14 protein-coding genes are annotated in these 22204 nt (G+C 59.8%); 7 read left to right on the forward strand and 7 right to left on the reverse strand.

What is annotated here, in order from left to right; translation table 11 throughout:
• Nucleotides 1–106: 106 nt before the first annotated feature.
• Nucleotides 107–2065: a tetratricopeptide repeat protein gene (locus ACEW8N_RS13965; RefSeq protein ID WP_373500446.1), complete on the forward strand. Its 1959-nt coding sequence runs from the start codon at nt 107–109 to the stop codon at nt 2063–2065.
• Nucleotide 2066: 1 nt separating this feature from the next.
• Complete coding sequence (locus ACEW8N_RS13970) at nt 2067–2606, forward strand: CsgG/HfaB family protein (protein ID WP_373500447.1); 540 nt, start codon at nt 2067–2069, stop codon at nt 2604–2606.
• Here the strand turns inward: ACEW8N_RS13970 and ACEW8N_RS13975 are convergent.
• Nucleotides 2596–3528, reverse strand: a complete 933-nt coding sequence (locus tag ACEW8N_RS13975; RefSeq protein WP_373500448.1) for an FHA domain-containing protein — start codon at nt 3526–3528, stop codon at nt 2596–2598. The genes ACEW8N_RS13970 and ACEW8N_RS13975 overlap by 11 nt on opposite strands.
• 375 nt (nt 3529–3903) lie before the next feature.
• On the opposite strand from ACEW8N_RS13975, the gene ACEW8N_RS13980 reads away from it, so the two are divergent.
• Nucleotides 3904–4632 (forward strand): Stp1/IreP family PP2C-type Ser/Thr phosphatase, encoded by a 729-nt coding sequence (locus ACEW8N_RS13980; RefSeq protein WP_373500449.1) that lies wholly within the window; start codon nt 3904–3906, stop codon nt 4630–4632.
• Between the two features lie 81 nt (nt 4633–4713).
• Here ACEW8N_RS13980 and ACEW8N_RS13985 read toward each other — a convergent pair whose 3' ends face one another.
• From ACEW8N_RS13985 to ACEW8N_RS14005, 5 genes are all read right to left on the reverse strand, one after another.
• Nucleotides 4714–5868, reverse strand: a complete 1155-nt coding sequence (locus ACEW8N_RS13985; protein WP_373500450.1) for a LysM peptidoglycan-binding domain-containing protein — start codon at nt 5866–5868, stop codon at nt 4714–4716.
• A 268-nt stretch (nt 5869–6136) separates the two neighbouring features.
• The gene (locus ACEW8N_RS13990) at nt 6137–8473 is read right to left on the reverse strand and encodes a serine protein kinase PrkA (protein WP_373500451.1); all 2337 of its coding nucleotides are present in this window, start codon (nt 8471–8473) and stop codon (nt 6137–6139) included.
• A gap of 41 nt (nt 8474–8514) precedes the next feature.
• Nucleotides 8515–10185 carry a SpoVR family protein gene (locus tag ACEW8N_RS13995; RefSeq protein WP_373500452.1) on the reverse strand — a complete coding sequence of 557 codons (1671 nt, stop codon included), beginning with the start codon at nt 10183–10185 and terminating at the stop codon, nt 8515–8517.
• 33 nt (nt 10186–10218) lie between these two features.
• The gene (locus ACEW8N_RS14000; protein ID WP_373500453.1) at nt 10219–11610 is read right to left on the reverse strand and encodes a DUF444 family protein; all 1392 of its coding nucleotides are present in this window, start codon (nt 11608–11610) and stop codon (nt 10219–10221) included.
• 78 nt (nt 11611–11688) lie between these two features.
• Entirely contained in the window at nt 11689–13749 is a 2061-nt protein-coding gene (locus ACEW8N_RS14005) for a serine protein kinase PrkA (protein WP_373500454.1), read from the reverse strand.
• 479 nt (nt 13750–14228) lie between these two features.
• On the opposite strand from ACEW8N_RS14005, the gene ACEW8N_RS14010 reads away from it, so the two are divergent.
• A complete protein-coding gene (locus ACEW8N_RS14010) occupies nt 14229–17000 on the forward strand; it encodes an Hsp70 family protein (protein WP_373500455.1) in 2772 nt (923 codons plus the stop codon).
• On the opposite strand, the gene ACEW8N_RS14015 is transcribed toward ACEW8N_RS14010, so the two are convergent.
• Entirely contained in the window at nt 17001–19175 is a 2175-nt protein-coding gene (locus ACEW8N_RS14015; RefSeq protein WP_373500456.1) for an alpha/beta fold hydrolase, read from the reverse strand. It lies immediately after the preceding gene.
• Between the two features lie 116 nt (nt 19176–19291).
• Here ACEW8N_RS14015 and ACEW8N_RS14020 point away from each other — a divergent pair, with 116 nt between their 5' ends.
• The 3 genes from ACEW8N_RS14020 to mtaB are packed head-to-tail and all read left to right on the forward strand — an operon-like array spanning nt 19292 to nt 22133.
• Nucleotides 19292–19720, forward strand: coding sequence for an NIL domain-containing protein (locus ACEW8N_RS14020; protein ID WP_373500457.1), 429 nt, complete (start codon nt 19292–19294; stop codon nt 19718–19720).
• The gene (gene mnmA, locus ACEW8N_RS14025) at nt 19717–20751 is read left to right on the forward strand and encodes a tRNA 2-thiouridine(34) synthase MnmA (RefSeq protein WP_373500458.1); all 1035 of its coding nucleotides are present in this window, start codon (nt 19717–19719) and stop codon (nt 20749–20751) included. Before ACEW8N_RS14020 ends, mnmA begins: the two co-directional genes overlap by 4 nt.
• Complete coding sequence (gene mtaB / locus ACEW8N_RS14030) at nt 20748–22133, forward strand: tRNA (N(6)-L-threonylcarbamoyladenosine(37)-C(2))-methylthiotransferase MtaB (RefSeq protein ID WP_373500459.1); 1386 nt, start codon at nt 20748–20750, stop codon at nt 22131–22133. The genes mnmA and mtaB overlap by 4 nt, the downstream gene beginning before the upstream one ends.
• Nucleotides 22134–22204 lie beyond the last annotated feature (71 nt).

The following is a 22204-nucleotide window of genomic DNA, read 5'->3' on the forward strand; positions in this document are numbered from 1 at the left end:
GAACCGGGGTATGCATCAGCCTCGTTTCCAGCGCAGCGGCCTGGTGCGGACCGGCGGTGTCGGACACTGCCGGCGGTGCGTTGACCCGAAGATGAAGGAGGATCGGATGAGACCCGTATCGAAGCTCTTGGTGATTCCGTGTTGTGCGGCCCTGACGGTATTGTTGGCATCTGTTTCCGCATGGGCGGCGCCTCGCTCGGGACAGGCGGCCCCGATGTTTGCGGGCGCGGGAGTGGACGGGAAGTCCTACGATCTGTCTGTGCTCAAGAGCCGGCCCATGGCGGTGCTCTATTTTTTTGACGCGGCCTCACCCTCCAGCCGGGACGGGCTGGCAAGTCTTGGCCAGATCTGCCGCAGGTTCAAGGGCACCGACCTTGCCGTCTGGGGGATTACGAGGTCCCCCAGGCAAGGGGTCGCGGACTTCGTGTCGCAGAATGCCGTCGATTTTCCCATCCTGCTGGACGCTGAAGGCATCAGTGATCTGTATGGCGCGCGCGTCATCCTGCCCACGGTGTATATCCTGGGGCCGGGACTCACGGTGATGGATTATTTCCAGGGCGGCGGAAAATCCACGGAGGTGATGCTGGTAAGGCTCGCCGAACGGAATCTCCAGAGGAAAGAGACCGCCCTGGCCAAGGCCATCACCCGGGAGGTGGCCGACAAGAACCCCCGGAATGTGGAGGCCCGCTCGGTTGAGGCCTACGCCGCCATCCAGGAGGGCAACCTGAAGGAGGCCGAAGACATCTCCAAAAAGATGATCGCATCCAAAGGCGAGGGGGAGATCCTGGGAAAGGAGGTGGCGGCCGTTGTCTACGCCAAAACCGGGCAGACGGACCGCGCCGCCCGGTTGGCCGGGGAGCTGGAAAGGAAGGCGCCCGGCAGGGTTCAGGCCCAGGTGATCCAGGGCGATATCCTCTACTCCCGGAACCAGAAGGCGGCGGCCGAGGAAAAATACCGGAAGGCAGCGGCAAAGCCGGAAGGGTCCCCCACCCAGAAGGCTCAGGCCCGCAATCAACTGGGGCGGTTCTACGCGAGCCTCGGGGAGTACAAGGAGGCCCGGGGCCTTTACGACCAGGCCGTGGAGATCGACCCCTACTATGTGGAGGCCACCTCGAACAAGGGCGTAACCTACGAGAAGGAGGGGCAGTGGGACCAGGCACTGGCGAGCTATCGCAGCACCCTCGCCCTGGACAAGGGGGACATGATCGCCTCGGTGCTGGCCGGAAAAGCCGAGGAGATGATCGCCCTCAACCAGGACCGCAGCCGGAAGGAGCGCATCGACAAGCTCGTCAAGGAGCTTGCGGAAAGATACCGGCGGCAGAAGCAGTCGCCCCAAAAGGGCGAGGAGGATACCTGGACCTCCCGCCCCATGGTGCTGACGCTCATGGATTTCCAGGAAAAAGGGGGCCTTTCCGAGCGGGATGGTTTATCGACGGCCCTGGCCGTCCAACTGGGGGACAGGCTCAACGCATCGGGCCGGGTGAAAGCCGTGGAGCGGACGCTCATCGAGCACCTGCTGGAGGAGCTGAACCTGGGCTCCTCCGAACTGGCCGACCCCAACACGGCGCTCCGGCTGGGAAAGGTTCTGGCCGCCAAACTGATCGGCACCGGCACCCTTCATCACATGCCGGACGGGACCCTCTTCAACCTGCGGCTCATCGACACCGAAACCTCGGCGGTCCCCAAGGTCATCACCCGCCGGTTGCCAGCCGGGGGGTCTTTGGAGGAAGAGCTGAACCGATTGAACCGCGAACTCCTTCACGCCGTCATTGAAAAATATCCTCTGAGAGGATTCGTTGTGGAGGTCCAGGGGGAGGAGGCGCTCCTCAACATCGGTGAAGCCCAGGGTGTGGTCCTGGGGACCCGTTTTGAGATTTTGGACGCCCCGAAGCGGATTCAGTACAAGGGCAAAACACTCGAGGGGACGGCAACACCCATCGGTCTGATCGAGGTCGTGGCGGTGGAAAAGGAGTTTTGTCGGGGTCGGATCACGAAGAAGGCGCGGGCCCTGAAAAGAGACGATCAGGTCCAGGAAAAGATCGATCCTTTCGTCTCCGAAGGATGACATGAACCCAAACCACGCGCGAATCCGGGTGTTCGTTCTTCTGGCGGTTCTTCTCGCGGGCCTGTCCGGGTGCGTCACGGCGCCCGACGGAAAAGGGGCCGCGCCGTCGGTGCAGAGCGTTGCCGTATGGGACCTGGAAAACTTCGGGGATGTCTCGGCGGCCGATTGGGGGGAGGTGCTCTCCGCTTCCATCGTGGCGGTGTTCGAAGAATCCGGCCGCTATACGATCGTCGAGCGGGAGCAGCTCGTGCTGGCTTTAGAGGAGCTTCACCTGGGGTCGTCCGCGCTGGCGGACGAGGGCACGCGGCTGAGGATCGGTAAAATCGTGGGGGCCCGGTTCATGGTGTTCGGGGGCTATATCGTCATGGGCGGCCGGATGCGGCTGGATATCCGGCTCGTGGAGGTGGAAAGCGGCCGAGTCCTGCGCGCCGCTGCGAAAACGGCGTCCGCCCCGGGCCTTGCCGAGGGCATGACCGCGGCCAGGGCGGCCGCAGGCGACATCCTTCCATCCCCATCTCCGGCGGGCGACCCTACCGGTTGAACAGCTTGTCGATCATGGATCGCCCCCTGGGGGCGCCCTTGAGCGGGGTGCCCGCGGGATCGGGTCCGGCTTCCGGCGGACCCCCTGCGGCTGCGCCGGGTTCGTCGATCTCCGCCAGCCGCCCTCCCGCCAGAAATTGAAAGCTGGGCCCTTTCGGCCCCAGACGCAGCCGGTCGTTGGGACTGAGAAGGGCATGGCCTTCAAAGGGATGCCCGTTGACAGACACCATGCGTCTCCCGGTGAGATCTTTGATGCCGTATCGGTCCATGCTGAAGAAGATTTGAAGGTGCCGGTCCAGGATATCCGGATGGTCCAGGGGAAAATCGCAGTCCGGGTGTCTTCCCACCGTGATGGGCAGTTCCTTGAAGGCCTTCAATGTCGGTCCGTATTGAATCGCGAGGGGGGCTTTGACCTTCCCGACGATGGGCGGGGAGGGCGCTGCCGGCGATGGGGGGGACGGCGTGCGGATCGGGGGGGCGATCTCCTGGTCCATCTCGAGTGTCCTGCCGTCAGGCTCCGGCGGGGCGGGGTAGCGCTCTCTCGGCGGGGCCGGATGCTGCCGGGCCGGAGGTGGAGGAGCGGACGCCTGTACATCGGACCGTATTTCAGCCAGGAAGCTGATCTTCGGGCCGTTCTCCTCGGCAAGGATCAGCACATCCCCTGAATTAAGATATGTCTCAGTTATCCGCTTGCCCCGGATAAACGTGCCGTTGATGCTTTGGTCCACCAGCTTGAACCGGTTTCCGTCCCGAATGATTTTGGCGTGATACCGGGAGATTGTGGCAAGGTTCTTTGGGAACTGGACATGGCAGGACGGGTGACGGCCGATGGTGATTTCAGGATCCGAAAACTCCTGAATCGTTCCTTTGAGCGGCCCATGAATATGGATAAGCTGAACAATAATAGTCGGTTGCTGAGGCATGCGATCCTATGGCCTTGTGGGGGTTGCACGGGTTGATGAACGCGTCAGAAAGTCTATAGAATTCATCCATGTTGTCAAGCACATATTATAATGCGCCTCACGAATTATTCAAAAAATCATTTGATATTGAGGTGGTTTTCCGTTAGTTTCAGCACAGGCGGCCCTTTTGAGCGCCCCGGCCGAATCTCCGATCCTTCATGCCGCTCGCGTGGCTGAGGGCAGCCTTTCATGCACGCGGCTTCGGGGCTTTCATCGCCTCCCGCCGGAAGCGGTTATCCCCGGCGTGATGACCTGCCGCCATTCAGCATGATCATAAGCCTGCGGCCGGCGGGGTGACCTGGTTTTGAAAACCTTCATTAGAATTAGCGATACCATATGCCTGACATTGCATTCTCCGGCCAGACCGACGTCGGTCTGAAGCGCACCAACAATGAAGATGTGTTTCTCATCAGATCGGACCTGAAGTTCTGTCTGGTGGCCGACGGCATGGGGGGCGCCGCCGCGGGGGAGCTGGCCAGTCGATATTTCGCCGAGACCTGCTTCAAGGTTTTCTCCGGAAGGAGGGCGGATTCGATTCCCGCAGTGCTGCTCCTGGTTCAGAAGTCTTTCCAGGTGGCCAATAAATACATTCTGGATCACGTCAGGGAGGAACCCCGGCACAAGGGCATGGGGTGCACGGCCGAACTGATGGCCTTCTGCAACGGGGGATTCGTTCTGGGGCATGTCGGCGACAGCCGGACCTACCGGTTTCGAAACGGCGAACTCAAGCAGCTCACCCGCGACCATTCCCTGGTCCAGAACATGGTGGATCAGGGAATGATCTCCGCCGACCAGGCGCGGCGCCATTCCCATCGCAATGTGATCCTGAGGGCGGTGGGCATCGAGAAGAACCTTCACCTCGACCTGATCAGGGGAAAATCCCTGCCGGGGGACATCTATCTGCTGTGCTCGGACGGCTTGACAGACATGGTCGAGGACGCGGAGATCACGGCGGCGCTGGCGGCCGATACCCTCCTGCCCCAAAAGGCCGACGCATGCATATCCCTGGCGAAACAGGCCGGCGGCTCAGACAATATTACGGTCGTCCTCTCCCGGATTTCTTAACCGCCCGGATGCAGGCGAAAAGGGCTCCTGCCGATCCGCTGCACCCCTGTCATCGAAGCCGGTCTCGCCCACCGCCCGCTTTCAGGATACCTTCTTGAACTTTTTCAGTTTTTTCAGCAGGGCTTCGGCCTGGAGGATGTTTTCCGAGACATCCTTGTAGCCGGGGTCGATGAATCGCACCTTCTCCCATTCCTTCAGCGCGTTGTCCATGCTGTCGCCGTCATTGCCCGTAAAGTACTTGATGCCGTTGTTGTAGTGGGTTTTCTTGAAGGCCTCTTCGTAATCGGTGCATCCGGGGCATTCCGCGCGGTATTGGCGGGCCTGGTTCAGGCTGGTCCGGGCCTGGATGTAAAGGCTTCTGTCCCCCGAGCGCTTGTATTTAAGGAATTTTTTCAGTGCGATCTCAAAATGAGATTTAAAGAGATATTCCGCCGTCTGGGAGTGGTTCGGCGGAATCCGGGCCTTCTCAAATTCCTGTATGGCCTTGGCATAAGACCTTTGCCTGAACAGGCCCAGGCCTTTTTCAAAATGAAGGCCGGCGCGCGTCTTGATCTCTTTCAGGTAGGGCGCACAGGGATCGCAGCGTTGGTCTGACCCCGATTCAAATGCAAAGGCATCGTATGCTGCGGGGTAATCTTCCCGTTTAAATGCAAAGACCCCTTCCTGGAAACGGCTGAAGGCGGGCCCTTCTGCGGTCCTTCCGTCATCCTCCGGGGGGGGTATGGATACCGCGGATGCATCATCGCCCCCGCCGTCGGACGGGCGCGGCGCGCCCGCCCCGGGTTCGAGCCTCTGGTCGGGGGGGAGGGAGGCTTCCATCCCGGATTTCGGCCGGACCTCCCCGTCAATCGTCATGGCCGGGAGGATCAGCTCCCATCCGGCCTGAACCGTGTCCGTTTCCTGGATCTCGTTGACTTTTTTCAGCGTCTGCAGGAGGTCTTTCCTGGACGTGCCGTAACGTGCCTTGGCGATTTCGGAGAGGGTCTCCCCGGCCTGGACCAAATGAATGACATGGGCGCCGTCGATGCCGACCTTGGCAAGCCTGGCTTCAAGGGATGGGATGCTCCGCTGTTTAGAGTTTTCTTTGGGCTTTTCGTCGGACGGGCTTTTCCGAGTTCCAGGGTCATGGGTCGAGGCGTCTTTTCCAGGCAGGCCGTCGATCGAATCCACCGGGGCACGGTTGTAGGTGTCAGGGGCGCCGGGAGCGGCGGTATGGGGGGCGTGGCGCTCTATCATACACCCCATGACTCCCGCAAAAAGGCTGAAAAAGATTAATATTCTTATTTTTCTCATTAATCATGTCAATGGTTATGGGTCGATTTCCGTCAGGATGCCGGTGCGCCGAAAGCGCTCTGCAACCGTCTTGCTTGGCCCGATGCAGCATGCGCGGCGGGGGTCCGTTACCTTGGGGATCTGCCGGCCGATTGTCGGCATCGATACTCCCCATGGCTTTATACCAGAGAACCGGGAGGGTGTCATCAGGATGCTTCAGGAATTTTTCATTTCATCGACTGCCGAATTTTGCGGCCAGATTGTTGTCGATCACGTACATGCAGACCTCCTTGGCCCCCTGCTCCGTGTATCTGGACCGTTGCGTGAGGTTGTTCATCAGGAAGGTCACATCCTCCCGGATGCGTTTGTCGTAGGTCTTGAAGGATTCCTTGCCGTAGTCCTTGACGGCCTGCCGGAAGTTTTCGTTCTTGAGGAACGGGTCCAGCACCTTCTCTTTCAGGGTATGGACGTACCGTTCCCGAAGTTCGCTGAAGAGCTGGGTTTCGGTGATGGGCAGCCCTTCCATGAGGATTTCCTGGGTCAGGGTTTTTGCGGCATAAATCTTCTGTGTCTCTGAACGGAATTCGGATCTCCGGGCATCTGTGACGTTCCCTCCTATGAGCCGGTTCTCAATTCCCCACAGGAACTCATCCGTGATCTCAAGGTGTTCGCCCGTATACGGGCTGGTTTCCTTGGCGCCCGGTTCAAAATTGATGGAAAAGAGATAGTTCTGGATATCTCTTGCGATCTGAGCCTCGTTGTAGTTGTAGAGAGATTCCTTGACCTCCTGAAGGACGGTGTAGTCGTACATCCTGAGGAGGGACTCCAGAAAGCCCGGGGGAATGTCCTCGCTCAGGTCGGCACGGATCTTGGTAAAATAGTTGCACAGGGTGGACATGTTGATCAGCTTGTCCTCGCGGGCGCAGGTCGAATAAAATTCGTTGAAGATCTTGATGGAGTCCCGTCCCGAAAAGCCCTTCTGTCCTTCGGCTTCCGATTCCGCAAGGATTTTCCGACGGACCTTCGCGGTGAAGGTCTTGCGGTCATCGTCCGACAGCCATTTGGGGATATAACCGGTGTAAATCTCCATCTTGAGGAGGTGGAGGTTGGCGTCGCAGTAAAGGCTGTATTTGTCCGGATCGCCGATCCATTGAAGGAGGGCTTCGGATTTCTGGTTGAGACGGGACGAGATGATCACGCGGGCGAAATTATGAAGGACCCGGGGGAGGAAGCTGTCGAGGATATGCTTGCCGAAGATGTTTTTATAGATCTCCACCTCTGTGTTCAAATCAAGGACATAGAGGATCTGGATGTATTCGATGCGGTCGGAAAAGGACTGGAGCCCGTGGATGTTCTTCTTGTCCTCGGGATTCATGAGGGCGAAGAAGAGGGAGTTGACGTTTTCCTCGACGTCCTCAACCTTGTGGACCCCCTCGCTGATGATGTTGTGGAGTTCCATCAGCCGTTCGATATTGTGGGATTTGATGTCCATCAGGGCGTAGATGCCGTTGTTGGTTTTTGCATATTGGGAAAAGATATAGTTGACCTGGTTGCTGTCCTTGAGGATGTCGTTGATGCGCCGCTGGAGCATGGGGTTGGTCATGGTGGCCTGGCGCATGGGCTTGTCCCCGGGGTTGAATACGCTGATGCCCTGACCCAGCCGGCGGTTGAAATGATAGGGCCTCACGAAGACCATTTTGAAGACCTCTTCAGGGCGCTGAACGCGGGCCAGAAGGGCCTGGTAGAGGGAACTGCAGATGGTGCAGGGTTTGTCCCGGAAAACCCATTCGTAGGCCTTGTCCGTGAAGAGTTTCCACTTGAACTCGTCGTTTTCGAACAGATCGTCGAAAAGCTGCCGCCGGTATCGCTTGGGGATGATAAGCAGGGGGTGCTCATGACTGGGGCAGGGGACGTCGATATAGTCTTCATGAAAATCCTGGAGGAAGGCGTCTCCCTCGCAGGCGTTCTCCTGGGATGGCGCCGTCTCGTCGTCGTTCAGGTCAAAGGCGTCCCTGGCGGGCGAGGTCACGGAAAGGATCCGGTAGAGGTTGTCCAGCATGGGATTGTTCTCCCGGTCGCGATAGCTTCCCAGGACCTTCCGGTTCAGGCGCCATACGGTTTCATATCGCAGCCCCGCGGGCGTGTTGGCGTAGGTTTCGTGTTTTTTTAACAGGTTGTTCAGGAAGGTGCTTTTGCCGCATCCGGGAGGACCGTCGAAAATGTAGATTTTGTTCTGCTGGGCGCCCCGCCGAAGCGCCTCGATATGATTGATGAAACGGTTTGCAAACAGCCGGTCGGCGAAAAAGGGATGGTCCGTGTCTTCAACGAACAGGCGGCTGCAGTCATAGTAGACGTAATGAATGGATTCCGGGTCGTCCGGGTACTCGTCGGGGCTCTCCTTGACAAAATACCGGATCATGTCGTGGAACATCTGGAAGATGTTCCGGATCACCTGGGAGGGCTTATCGGACATGACCTTCAGAAATTCCTCGAAAGAAATAAGCTCGTTCGGGGTTTTTTCGGCCATGGTGCGGTTGAGGTTGTCCATGGCCTTTCGGATGCTGTTCATCGCTTTAATTTATCCCCTCATGACGGTGTCTGGAAATCGGCTCATACATTTTCCATATCGTAAAGGATTCTGCGGGTCATCCGGCGTTTTTCCATGGTGTAGAGGACCCGCTGCCATTTGATTTCCGGGGCTTCAGGCATCTCCTTTCCGGGGGTGCCGCCGACGCTGAAAACGCCGTAGGCGGAAGGGGCCTGGGTGCCGGCCACCTCGCTGGTCTCCAGCTTGACCGGACCTCCCCAGAGGTATTCGATGCCGATCATGGTGTTGGTGATGTAATCTTTCACCAGGGGCTTGTGTTCAAACCGGTGCACGAGATACAGCACCCTGTTTTCGGTCTTGTTCGGGTCGATCTCGATATGGGGCGGGTGATACAGCCCGTCGATCAGCATGTCGCGATAGTCCTCGGCATTGCGGGATTTGACGTAGTATTCCCAGGCCGTTTTGGCGGCGTTGATCCGTTTCCCCACCACGAACAGCCTGTGGGCGTCGATGAAATCCTGATCGACGAAGGTCCTGACGAAAAGAAAGTCGTCCATATTCTTCCGGACGTCGAAGAGATATCGGCGGCCGGCGTTTGTTTTCGCGTCGAAGGTCTCCCGTTCGCGTGCGTCTCTGATCCGGCTGAAGTCAAAGGCGTATTTCCCTTTGTCGGCCATTTCCTCGATAAAGTAAAAAAGCCGCATCCCCAGCGCGTAGGGGTTCAGGCCCACGCGGGGCATTGCGGTGACGCCGGCATTGATGCGGGCGAAATCGACCTCGTGTCCCCGGATGCGGTCATCGGCCATGAACAGGATCTCGTGCCAGTAGCTTGCCCACCCCTCGTTCATGATCTTGGTGCGGATCTGGGGCTGGAAAAAGAGCGACGTTTTCCGGATGACCTGCAGGATCGATTTCATCCAGTCGTTTTCTTCCTTGTTGAGGAATTCGGAGTGAAGCATCAGGTACTTCAGGAGATCCATCCTGGTCTCGGGTTTTTTCTGAAGGCTCTTCTGGTAGACCGCCTTGAATTCGGGGTGCTTTACCGCGGTATCGGATAGAAAGGTCTCTTCCCCCAGCTTCCCGTAGGCGCGCATGCACGCGTTGTATCGCTCGATCTCCTTGATGTAGTCGGTGATATTGACCTTCTTCATGGATTGGAGGAAGACATCGAAATAGAAATTGATCGGGCCGGAGCCGGACGCGGCCGCCGGCGGCGCGATTCTGGAAAGCTCGCGGTGGAAGGAGACCAGATTGTCGATTCCCCTTGCGAACTCGAGGACGTAATCGACCCACCGCCCCTTTTCGGACCTCAGTTTGGCGATCAGCCGCTTGTCCGAGAGGGCTTCACCGGTAAAATCATAGTCGTGGGTGTGCTCGAAAAAGACGTTGTTCTGAAAAAAGTCGATATGGCCGATCACGTGGTAGAAGATCATCACGTTGAGCCAGTCGGGGTTGTTGTCGTTGTAAAAGGAGATGGGGGGGCGCGTGTTGATGACGGTTTCGTAGGGATTTCCCGGATAGAGCTCATATTTGCCCTTGCCCTTCAGGACCTCGACATCGTGGACCCAGTAGTCGTAAAGGGTCGGGATCATGATTTTGGGAGACAGCTCCAGGAGGTCCCGGTTGGTCACGATATATTCCAGGGTGTCATCCTGAAATCGCAGCCCGGCGTCCCGTGCCCGCTGTTTGCATCCCTCCATGATTTTTTTCGCGTGCTGGCCGATCAGTTCCATAGGTACCGCCACTCCCGATTAGGCAAAATTGAGTTATCCCGCCGTCATGGAAATCAGGGCCTTGATTCCCTCGATGATCCGCGCCTCGTCGGCATCCTGCTTGATGACGTCCATCCGGATGAGGCCGGGTTTGTTCTTCAGGAGCCCCGACCGGTTGAGGTATTTCTCCACCTCGCTCTCTTCGCCGCTTGTGCCGTGCCGGGCGATGGTCACCCCCACGCGGCTGGCATACCGGAGCACCCGCTCGATTTCCGGAAGGGTCTCCTTGCCGTCCGCGTCCCAGTCGTCCCCGTCGGTGCCGTGGAACACATAGATGTTGTAGTCTTTTTCAAGGTTTTCCTTTTCGACGATCTCGTTGACCAGATGGAAGGCGGACGCCACCTTGGTCCCGCCGGCGACCCGGGTGTTGTAGTAGGTATAGAAGTCCGCCACCTCGGTCGCCTCGGTGTCGTGGAGGATGAATCGCGATTCCACCTGCTTTTCATACTGGTAGAGGAGCCAGCTGTAAATGAGCACATGCTGGGACACGATCAGCTCGGTGGGCTTGCCGGTCATGGATCCGGAATAGTCCCTCAGGAAAAAGACCATGGCCTGGGATTCATAATCCTTTTCACGGGAGAGGATCCGGTAGATCCTGTCGGTCGGAGAGATCAGAAACCCGGTGGGGTCGATGTCGGCCACATCCGGGAGGTTGCCCAGGTGAATATTGGTCTCCAGGATCTGTTTCAGGGTGGCCTTCTTGTCCAGAAACTGGCCGAACCCCTTGTTCCGGTCGGTCATGTCGTAGGTGTACCGCGTGAGCGAGCGTTTCTTGCCTTTGTCCTTGAGGTTGGGCAGCTCGAACTTTTCCGTCAGGATTTTGCCGAGGTCGTAGGCGCTCGATTCCATTTCATGGGGGCCGCCGCGGCCTTCTCCGGGGCCTGCGCCGGATCCTTCCGGCGAGCGGATGGGCTGTTCGCCGATCACCTCCCCCTCCTCCCCGTCACCGGAGCCGCCCGACTGCTCTTCATCCTCGGGGGCGCGGATGATGTCGTGGATGAACTTCTCCTCGACGGTGGTCGGCACGACCACGATCTTGTCCTTTCCGCCCTTGCCGGGTTTCACCAGCCTCCCGACCCGGACCTTCCTCGGAAATCCGTCCTTCTCGCGAAGCTTGTCCCGCTCCAGCAGCTCGTCCAGGGATCTCAGGCAGGTCGCATGGGGGACATGGGGCGGCGACATGTCCTGGAGTTCAAAGAGATCGAAATATTCGTACAGGGTCTCCGGGCCGGCCGGAAATCGATCCGTCTCCGCCGCCTCCGGGTCTGCCGGCATCCCGTGGGAGCGGTCTTCTGAGAGTTCCTGAAGAATGCGCTCCTCCCGCCCGCGCGGAAGGCCCCGTGCTTTCAATTCTTCGATATAGGCTTTGAGTCGCTGTTCCGTCATGGTTGCCCCGCCTTTTCTTCGCGACGGTGTTGGGTCCGGTCGGGACCCGTTCCGGGAATGGCCCCGATCGATATCCGGTTATTTTTCGTCTTCCTGCGTGCAGAAATATTCGATGGTCTTCTGGGCGCAGGTCATGCAGTAGCCCAGCTTGTTCAGCATGGTGTCGACCATGCGGTCGTAGAGCTTCTGGTTCTCTTCGTTGGTGCGGTTGGCCAGGGCACCGATGAGGCTGCCCGCGCCCGCGATGTCGGATTTGAGCCGGACATCGGTCACCGCCTTGACCAGATCCAGGTTGTCCATGAAGTCGTAATTCGGCTCGACCGTGATCTTCTGGCCGTAAATCTTGCGGATGGTGGTCCGGAAGCTTTCCCGGTGCTCCTCGGTTTTCAGCCCCAGCCGGTCTTCGACGCTCTGGATGTAGCGCTCGTCGATCTTGAGTGCCCGAAGCTCCCTGGACTGGGGATCCTTGTACTTCCACATCTTGTCCGGGCCCAGATTCTCCGCATCGATGCCGATGATCATGTTGACGTAGTTCATCACGTCCTTCCGGATGGCCATGGGCTCGTCCATGTACGCATTGAACATCTCCGTCATGATCCGCTCGCGGTAGAGCCCCTTGGCGATCTTGAGGTCCTCCAGGTACTTGGCCCGGTCGTTGGCGTCCGATACGTAGTCGAGAACGATGCGCTCCATGCACTTGAAGATATCGTAGGCGAACATGCACTGCCCCTCGTTGGTTTCCGAGCTTTCGATCAGGAGCTGGAGCGCCCGGCCGAGGTTCCGCTGACCGAGCCCTTTCTGCCCGAACCGCTTGATGATGTCGGGGTCCTGGTTCAGGGTGTCGATGACCTCGGCCAGGGCCTTGATGCTCTTCTCCCCGGCCACCTCGCCGGCCGCCAGCTTCATGGTCTCGATGGGCGTCAGTTTTTCGGAACGCGCCAGCCGGCTGAGCACAACGGCCACGGAAGTGGCGTAGTTGAGGTTGGGGTCCTGGTGGAGGGATTCACGGGTGAGGGTGGTCCGGGCCTCGCTGCCGATGGAATAGGCGGTCAGTTCGCTCTGGAGCTTGTAATTGGTGTTGTGGGAGACGTAGCAGATGCGGCACCGGTCGACGATGGGCGCCTCTTCCTTTTCCGCCAGGAAGCGGTTGAATTCGGAGTTGTTGCTGGTGGCGATGATGAGGGTGTCGATGGGCCACTTGTATCCGTCGATCTCGATGTTGCGATTCTGGATGACGCCTAAATAGACCTGTACCAGATCTTTCTTGTTCTTAAAGATCTCGTCGCTGAAATGGATGCCGCCGCCCGCCACCCTCGCCAGGGCCCCCCGCCGCAGGTCGAACCGGTAGGGGTTGTTGGTGTCGGTGATGTGGAGAAGCCGCTGGATCGACTCCTCGCCCAGAAGGTCCACCGCCGAGGAGGTGATCTTGTCCTTGGCCGGGTATTTGCCGGTGACGGTCCCCAGGCTCTCGGTCAGGGGAACGGGAATGATTTCGACAAACCCCAGCATTCGATCCAGATCGCCGTCGCAGTGATTTCGGATGTCGTTCCAGATGTATCCGCTGCAGGCCCCCATGGGCCGGTAATTGTCGTAGAGGGTTTCAACCTCCGCTTCTGAGAAGCCGATCTCCCGGGCCAGAAACGCGCGGTTTTCACCGGGGTCTTCAAACGGGTTCATCCCGAGGATCATGGGGTCTTCATAGGTCTGGGATTCAATGGTTTTGATTCTGCCATAGCTCCCCAGTTGATCGACATTGTTGAAGCGAAAGGTGAATTTGCGGTTTCCAGGCTTCGAAAGGAATTCACGGTATTTCGCGCAGAGAAAATCCACCAGGAAGGTCTTCCCGTTTCCGGGTTCTCCCACCAGAACATAGGCCATCTCTTTGGAAGAGCCCCCTTCCGCGGCATCCTTGACATAGGAAACAAAGCTGTTGATTTCATCGTACATGCCGATGACATGCTTCTTTCCGGTTCTGAAGATATCGAAATCATAAGTGGTTTTACCGTTGACAACGACTTTCCGGATCTCGCCGTCCAAGATCATTCTGGCGACGCCCTGAAAGGCGTTTTCAAAACGGCGTGTTCCCTCTTTTACCGCTGCAAGATGGTTTCGGAGCGTGTTGCTGGTCTGACCCGCCATGATTTCCTCCTGTGTCTGGTGGATGGGGAGAGGGTGTGTCCGGGCATTCCCTGATCCGGATGGGGTTGCGTATGGCCTTGTCGCCGCCGTTCCGCCGCGGGCGCAGAATTTAAGATAACTCATAGGAAAAGCGGCATTATGCTCATACTATAACCGCAAAGAGATGGATTGCAATACCAAACTTGATGGGTTCGCAAAAAGTCGATTTTCAGACGGTTCCGAAAAAAGGCCGAGATCAAGGCTTGCGAATCCCGAGGAATGAGGAATACTTATAGTACGCCGCAGTGACGAGGGATGAAGCGTAACGCAGATATCGGCCTTTTTGCGAAACCGTCAAACTTGGATGGGGTGGCCCGGCAGATTTTTTTGACAAAAAGCCGCGGCGGAAGTAGTATCCCCGGCATTCAGCCGTCAACGGCCCCTGGAAACCGTCCGGGAGGCCAGGCCGCCCAACGCCTTTGCCTTGGAGAGTTGCCCTTTTGGACCCGAACGACAAGCGATACATCATCGGCATTGATCTGGGAACCACCAATTCCGCCGTGTCCTATGTGGATCTGGCGCCTGCGGATCGCGATGCGATGCGGATCCGGAGCTTCCAGATTCCCCAGTTGACCGGCGCGGGAGAGTTTTCCAGGCTCCCGGTGCTGCCCTCCTTCATCTATATCCCCGGAGAGTACGACATCTCCCGGACGGCCATCACCATTCCTTGGAGAACCGAGGATGACAATTTTGTGGGGTCCTTCTCCCGGGATCACGGCGCCACCGTGCCGGCTCGGCTGGTTTCCTCCGCCAAGAGCTGGCTCTGCCACGACAAGGCGGACCGGTATGCCCGGATTCTGCCGTGGGGCGCCGGAGACGAGGTGGCCAAGGTTTCGCCCGTGGGGGCCACGGCCTATTTTCTCAGGCACATCCGGAACGCATGGAACCACGACCAGGGGGAGGACCCGGAGTTTTATCTCGAAAACCAGAGGGTCACCATCACGGTCCCGGCCTCCTTCGACGAGGTGGCGAGGGATATGACCCTTGAGGCCGCCGCCATGGCCGGATTCGGCCAGGTCACCCTCCTCGAGGAGCCCCTTGCGGCCTTTTACAGCTGGCTGATCCGGCACGAAAAGACCTGGGGCGACCACGTCCGGCCCGGCGAACTGATCCTGGTCTGCGATGTCGGCGGGGGAACGACCGACTTCACCCTTATCACCCTGAGAGAGGTGGACGGGAGCCCCCGGTTTGAAAGGATCGCCGTGGGCGACCACCTGATCCTCGGCGGGGACAACATCGATCTGGCCCTGGCCCGCCATGCGGAGGCGTCCCTGTTCCGGAAAAAAACCAGGAGCGTCCTTTCGGGAGACCGATGGAAAATGCTCTGCCACCAGTGCCGCCAGGCCAAGGAGATGCTCCTGGACGGCCTTGGCGAATCCCGGAAGATCACCCTCATGGGAACAGGCAGGAAGCTCATCGGCGGCACCCTTGCCACGGAACTCTCCCGGGAGGGGGTCGAACGCATCGTTCTGGACGGCTTTTTCCCCGTGGTCGATCGGACCGTCGAAAGACAGGCCGCCCTTCGAAAGGGGATCACGGAATTCGGTCTGCCCTACGAGCCCGAGCCCGCGGTTACCCGCCATCTGGGCTGGTTCCTGGAGCACCATGCCGATGACGTCCGAAAGGCGACGGGAAGGGAAACCCCGACGCCGGACCTGATCCTCTTCAACGGAGGCTCCCTCAAGGCCCCGGTGATCCAGGAGCGGATCCGGGAGGCCCTGCGCCACTGGTTCGGGATATCCGACGCGTCGCTGCCCCGGGTCCTCGAAAATCCCCATCCGGATGTCGCGGTGGCCCTGGGGGCGGCGTATTACGGCCTCGTCAAAATCGGGCGGGGCGTGAGGGTGGGGAGCGGCAGCGCCCGTTCCTACTACATGGGCGTCCAGGCGGACCCCGCGGAAAGGCGGGCCGTCTGCATCGTGGAGCGGGGCCTCGAGGAGGGCAGCCTGATCACCCTGAAGGACCGCTCGTTCGAGGTGCTGGCCAACCAGCCGGTCCGTTTCGAGATGTACAGCTCCAGCTTCCGTTCCGGAGACGCCTCCGGGGACCTCGTGACGGTGGATGACACCCTGACCCCCCTGCCACCCCTGCAGACGGTCGTTCAGTACGGCAGGAAGGGGGTGGAGAAATCCATTCCGGTCGAGATCGAAGGAGAGTACACGGAGGCGGGCACCCTCGGGATCTGGTGCCGGTCCCGGGTGAGCGACCACCGCTGGCAGCTCCGCTTCCAGTTGCGGGATACGGCCCTGCCGGCCGAGGTGTCGGAAGCGGAGATCTTCGATGAATCAGTCGTGGCGGCGGTGTGCCGGAGGGTCGATGACGCCTTCTCGGACCCGGCCGGAAGTTTTGAGCTGGCATCCCTGGTCAAGGAGATCGCGTCGGTCGTCGAGAGACCCCGGGAGGATTGGCCCCTCTCTCTCATCCGGAAGATGGCCGATGTGCTCCTGGAGCGGGCGGCCGGCCGGGGGGCGCGACATCTTTCGGAGAGCCGCTGGCTCAACCTCGCGGGCTATTGCCTGAGGCCGGGGGTCGGCGACGGCTTCGACGAGTACCGCGTCAAGAAGCTCTGGAAGATCTACAAGGGGGGGCCGATCCACGGCAACACCCCCCAGGTCCGGTCCGAATGGTGGATCATGTGGCGGCGGGTGGCCGCGGGGCTGACGCCGGGCCAGCAGCGCCAGTTCATTCAGGACCTGTCGAAGGTGATGTTTCCCGGGAAAGGTTCTCGGGTCAGGGTGCCTCCCCAGGAATACCTGGAAATCTGGATGGCCGTCGCCAACATGGAGCTTCTCCTCGTGAAGGACAAGGTGAAATGGGGGCAGCGGCTGCTCTCGGAGATGGGCGACAGGAAGGAAGCCGCCCAATATTTCTGGTCCCTCGCCCGCCTGGGGGCCCGGGAGCTGCTTTACGGCCCGGTCGACCGGGTCATTCCCCCGGACGAGGCGGCCCGATGGATAGACGCGCTCCTGGACCGCCGGTGGAAAGATCCCCGGCCCGCCCTTTCCGCGGCGATCCAGATGGCCAGAAAAACAGGAGACCGCATCCGCGATGTCGACCCTGGAACGACCCGGCGGGTGGTCGAAGCCCTCTCCCGGGATGTGTTTGCAGAGGACGATATCCGGCCCCTCATCGACGTGGTCCAGATGAAGCGGCAGGAGATCAACACGATGTTCGGGGAGGCCCTTCCCTCGGGCATCGTCCTGCGAGGCTGATCAACGGGGCGCCCTGGACACCAGATCCCGGATGAAGTCGCCGATGACCCGGTGGACAATATGGGCGCCGGGGCCGGACAGGATGCCGTGCCGTTCAAAATTGAACAGGACGTAGGTCTTCTGCTCGGAGCCGATGAGATCGAAGATCCGTTTCGACTCCTCCGGGCGCGCGACGGGGTCCCGATGAGAATGGATCACGAGGGCCGGGGGGTGGATGTCGGGGAGCTTTGCGTCAAGCCTTTCCATGAGCCGCTCGATTTCACGGATTCCTGAAACCGGGTTCTTCCGGTAGCTGATATGGGGGTTTTCAGGCGTGTTCGGGATGAATTCCTTCTCCCGGTAGGACGTTCCCCGAACCTTTTTCACCATAAGGTTCCAGAAATCCACCGCCAGGTTTTTCTTCAGGGAGGGGTCGTGAAGCCTTCTCGGCGGGCAGACGGCAAAAACCCCCTGAACGCCCTCGCTTCGGGACACCAGGTCCAGGGCCAGGGCGGCGCCTGTGGAAAACCCCCCGACAACCACCCGGCGGCACAGACAGCGAATGACCGCAAACCCCGCATCGATGGCATCGAGCCAGTCCGAATAGGTCCGCAAAGCCAGGTCCTCCGGGGCTGTGCCGTGGCCTTTGAGCCTCGGGACATAGACGGTTATCCCCCTGTCCCCCAGGTATCCGGCAAGGTCTGCCATTTCAGCGGGGGCCGACATGTAGCCGTGGATCAGGAGAACCCCGATCTTTGCGCCGCGGCCCCGGACCAGGTAGGGCATGCCGACCTCCATCGGTTTGGATTCGCCCTCCATAAAATAGGTTCCATAGTCCTGGACATAATTCTCCTCGGCCTTCCGGAGCAGATGGGCGGCCGTCCGACGCTTGATCCAGAAGGCCGGTGAAAACGCGATGCGGCGGATCCCGCGCTGAAGCGGACCCAGGGGCTCCACTTCATTGGCCATCACGGCAACGGGGTTGTCGATGCGAATCTGATGAAAATTGAAGACCTGCGCAAAGGAGGAGGTGTTTTTCACGAGGTATGACCCTTCCCGCGAGAGGACCATCTTTTCGAGGACCACGGCGAGAAAGTCGCTCAATTTCCGATAGCAGTCATCGGTGAGGAGATGGACCTGGTCGGTTTCGAAACTCTTGTGAAAGGAGATCCCGGCGGTCTTCAGATCGAGCTGGGTCGCGAGAAAGAGCCGCCGTTTCAGGTCGTCGATGTGGATGCGTCTGAAGGGCATGTGCCGGAGGATGGAGGCCGCCAGGTGATCGTGGTTTACGGTGGTCATCTCGTAGATGGCCGTCATGTAGCGCTCCATGAGCCTTACGGCCGCCTTTTTTAATACGCGGGCGGAGGGGAGGGGATCGTCGAAGCTGGCATACCCCGGCTGCGCGATGTCCCTGGAGACGGCCCAGTGGTCCAGGTAGGCCCCCGCATCGATGGGGGGGCCAAACCGGATGTCCACATCCACGCCGGAGAGCAGCATGGACCCCTCGGTCATCAGCTCCTCCAGGGCGCGGTGGTCCAGGTCCTCCACCAGGGTCGCGGCCAGCTTGCTGAGCACGTTTTCATGGGCCCTCAGCGGGTAGTAGGTGATGTTGACGGGGACGATGTAGGTCCGCTGCGCCGACACCGGCGGGAGGGCGTCGATTTCGAAAAGCGACATCAGGCGCCGGGCTTCATCGGGTGAACTGTGGACGATTTTGGCCATGCGCCTTCGGTAGAATTCGGTCCGGAGGGCCAGGGTGGCCGCACCCGTGTGGGGCCGGTGTTTTCCCGACTCGCCAAGGATCACGAAACGGCCTTTGTCCATGATCTTCTTGTTTTTGACCATCCGGCCTTCGGGAAAAATGATCCAGGCCGCGTCTCCCTTGAGCAGGGTTTTGGCCATCAGGCGGTCCCGGTCGGGATCCCGGGTGGAGATGGCGCCCACATGATCGAGATAGGTCTTGAAGCCGCCCTTGAACAGGGTGTCGTCTGCAAGCGACCAGACGGGGATGCCGCCGATGATCTTATGGATAAAGCTCGGCAGGATCATGGTTTCAATGCGGGTGAAGTGGTTGACCGTGAAGATGATCGAACCCTTGGGGATATTCTCGGTGCCGTGCAACTGAATGCTGGCTTTGGAAAGACCGGAAACAGCCTTTATGGCCAGACCCGTCGTCAGGTATGCGAATCGGTTCATGGGTTCACTGGGATACGCTGCGGCTGTTGGACTCAGGTTTCGATTGACATCAATTCATCTTGTAAGTAATCTATTATGTTTAGAACTAAAAATAAAGTTTTTTTCGGAGGTCTCCCATGTATTCCAAGATACTGATCCTTCGGTTTTCCCGAGAGGTTGCCCATAAGCCCATCGTCTGCCATCTGGTCAAGGATTACGACCTGATGTTCAATATTCTGAACGCTCAGGTGCTGCCGCGGAAGGAGGGCATCCTGGTGCTCGAGCTTTCCGGGGAGAAGAAGAATTTCAAGGCCGGCGTCACTTATCTCAAGGAACAGGGCGTCAAGGTCACCAACGCCGACCAGGAGGTCAAGCGGATCGAAGAGCGCTGCATTCATTGCGGCGCCTGCACGGCGGTCTGCCCGACCGGCGCCTTAAGCATCCGGCGGCCGGAAATGACCGTCGAATTCGAAGAGCAAAAATGCAGCGTCTGCGAGCTGTGCATCACTGCGTGCGTCACCCGAGCGATGAAGATCCGCCCCACCAATACGATGTTTTTTGAATGACATCCAGAACGGCCATCGCACTGAGCGGCGGCGTCGACTCCCTTGTTGCAGCCAGCCTCCTTAAAGACCGGGGCCACAGCCTTTTCGGGATCCATTTTTTCACCGGATACGAAAGCACGCCGCCGGATCAGATCGAAGATGTCGCCCGTCAGTTGGAGATCCCCCTTGAAATGGTGGATGTCGGTGAACTGTTCCGCCGGGAGATCGTCGATTATTTCATCGAAACCTACCAGGAAGGCAAGACGCCCAATCCCTGCCTGGTCTGCAATCCCGTGATCAAGTTCGGGGCCGTGCTGGCCGCGGCCGAAACGCTGGGGGCGGGGTTTCTTGCGACCGGTCATTATGCGCGGACCCGCAGGGACGCGGACGGGGCGTGCCAACTGCTGAAGGGGGTTGACCCGGAAAAAGATCAATCCTATTTTCTGGCCTTTTTGTCGCAGGCCCAGCTTTCCCGTGCCATGTTTCCTCTTGGAGGCATGACCAAGGCCCGGGTCCGGCGCCTGGCCGAGGAAAGGGGGCTGGTTCCGGCCGAGCGCAGGGAAAGCCGGGATGTCTGCTTCATCACCTCGTCCTGCGGAAGATTCCTGGAGGGGGAAGGAGGGATCACGTCCCGTCCCGGACCCATTTCGAACGCCTGTGGACGCGTCATTGGAACCCATCCGGGTCTCCATCATTTTACCGTGGGTCAGCGCAGAGGCATCAATTGCCCCGCGTCGGAGCCCTATTACGTGCTCGACCTGGATCCCCGTGAGAACCGCCTGGTGGTGGGATTCAAGGCGGACCTGCCGGTTGATCGGTGCCGGCTTTCCGGGGTCCGATGGATCGGCCGCCCTCCGGAAAGGGAGATCCGCCTGGGGGTCCGGGTCCGATATCGGCATCCGCCGGTTCCGGCGGTTTTCGAACCCGGGAGCGACGGTTCGGGGACCCTCGTGTTCGATGCGCCCGAAGCGGCCGTCACGCCCGGCCAGGGCGCGGTTTTTTACAGCAGGGAAGCGGTGCTGGGCGGCGGATGGATTGAGAGGTATAGTTGAAATCGTTCAGGATCATCACCTTGGGGTGCAAGGTCAACCAGTGTGAATCGGAAGCCCTGGGGGGGGCGCTGCGGGAGGCCGACTGGTGGCCGGCGCCCGAGGGATGGCCGGCCGGGCTTTGCATCATCAATACCTGCGCCGTTACGGGAAAGGCCGCCATGCAGTCGCGCCAGGCCATCCGCCAGGCCATCCGGGCCAATCCCCGGGCCTGCATCGTCGCGACGGGGTGTTACGCCCAGATCGAGTCCGAAGCGCTCCGCAAGATCGGCGGGATCGACCTCATCGTGGGCCACGGCGACAAACACCGCATCGCGATGATGGTTGACGCCCACCTGAAGGAAGCCCCGAGGGATGAATGCTCCGGGACGGATTTCGAACCGGACGCGCATGAACCGGAGGCGCATATTCCGGAGGTTCATGTCCGCGACGTCATGCAGGTGCGCCAGTTCAACCAGTTTCCGGCCGCCCCCAACGGAGACCGCACCCGGCCCTTTCTGAAAATTCAGGACGGCTGCGATGCCTTCTGCACCTACTGCATCGTGCCCCATGCCCGCGGCCGGAGCCGGAGCATGCCGCTACCGGAGGTGCTGGCCGCCATCGGAAGGCTGAAGGCCCGGGGATTTCGGGAGGTCGTTCTTTCCGGCATCCACATGGGGTGCTACGGCCGGGATTTGGAGCTGCGGACGGATCTCCTGGAGCTCCTGCGGCGGATCGATGATGCGGCGATCATCGACCGGGTCCGGCTCAGCTCCATTGAACCGCTGGAGATGACACCGGAGGTCATTGATCTGCTGGCCGCCTCCGACCGCTTCTGCCCCCATTTTCACATCCCGCTTCAGAGCGGCGACAACGGGGTGCTGCGGCGGATGGGCCGGCCCTACACCCGGGAGCTGTTCGAGGAGGTGGTCTCAGGGATTCATGAGAAAATCCCCGACGCCACCATCGGCGTGGACGTTTTGATCGGGTTTCCGGGCGAGAGCGAGGCGGCCTTTTCCAACACCTATGATACGGTGGATCAACTGCCCGTAAGCTATCTCCATGTCTTCCCCTTTTCTCCGAGAAAAGGCACCCCGGCCGCCGGCTATGCGGATCCGGTGCCGACCGAGGTGGTCAAGGCCCGCTGCCGGCGCATTCGTGCCCTCGGAAGCGCCAAGCGAAAGGCATTTTACCGGCACTTTCTGGGGCGGATCGTAGACGTTCTGGTGGAAAACGAGCGGGACGGGGAGACGGGCCTGCTGAAAGGCGTCAGCTCCAATTACCTGACGGTGCTGCTGGAGGGGGACGACGCGCTGCGGAACCGCATCGTCCGGGTCTGCGTCGAACGGGTAGGGTCGGGCAGGCTGGCCTTCGGTCGGCAGATCGACGGCCCGCCTGCCTGCTGAATCAGGTGCCGCGTCATCTCACCCGGGATGGGCGGCAGGCGTCCGGGGCATTTCAAGGGAACCGCGGCCCA

This window comes from Desulfococcus sp. (genome assembly GCF_041737845.1).
In the GTDB taxonomy this organism is placed as follows: Bacteria; Desulfobacterota; Desulfobacteria; order Desulfobacterales; family Desulfococcaceae; genus Desulfococcus.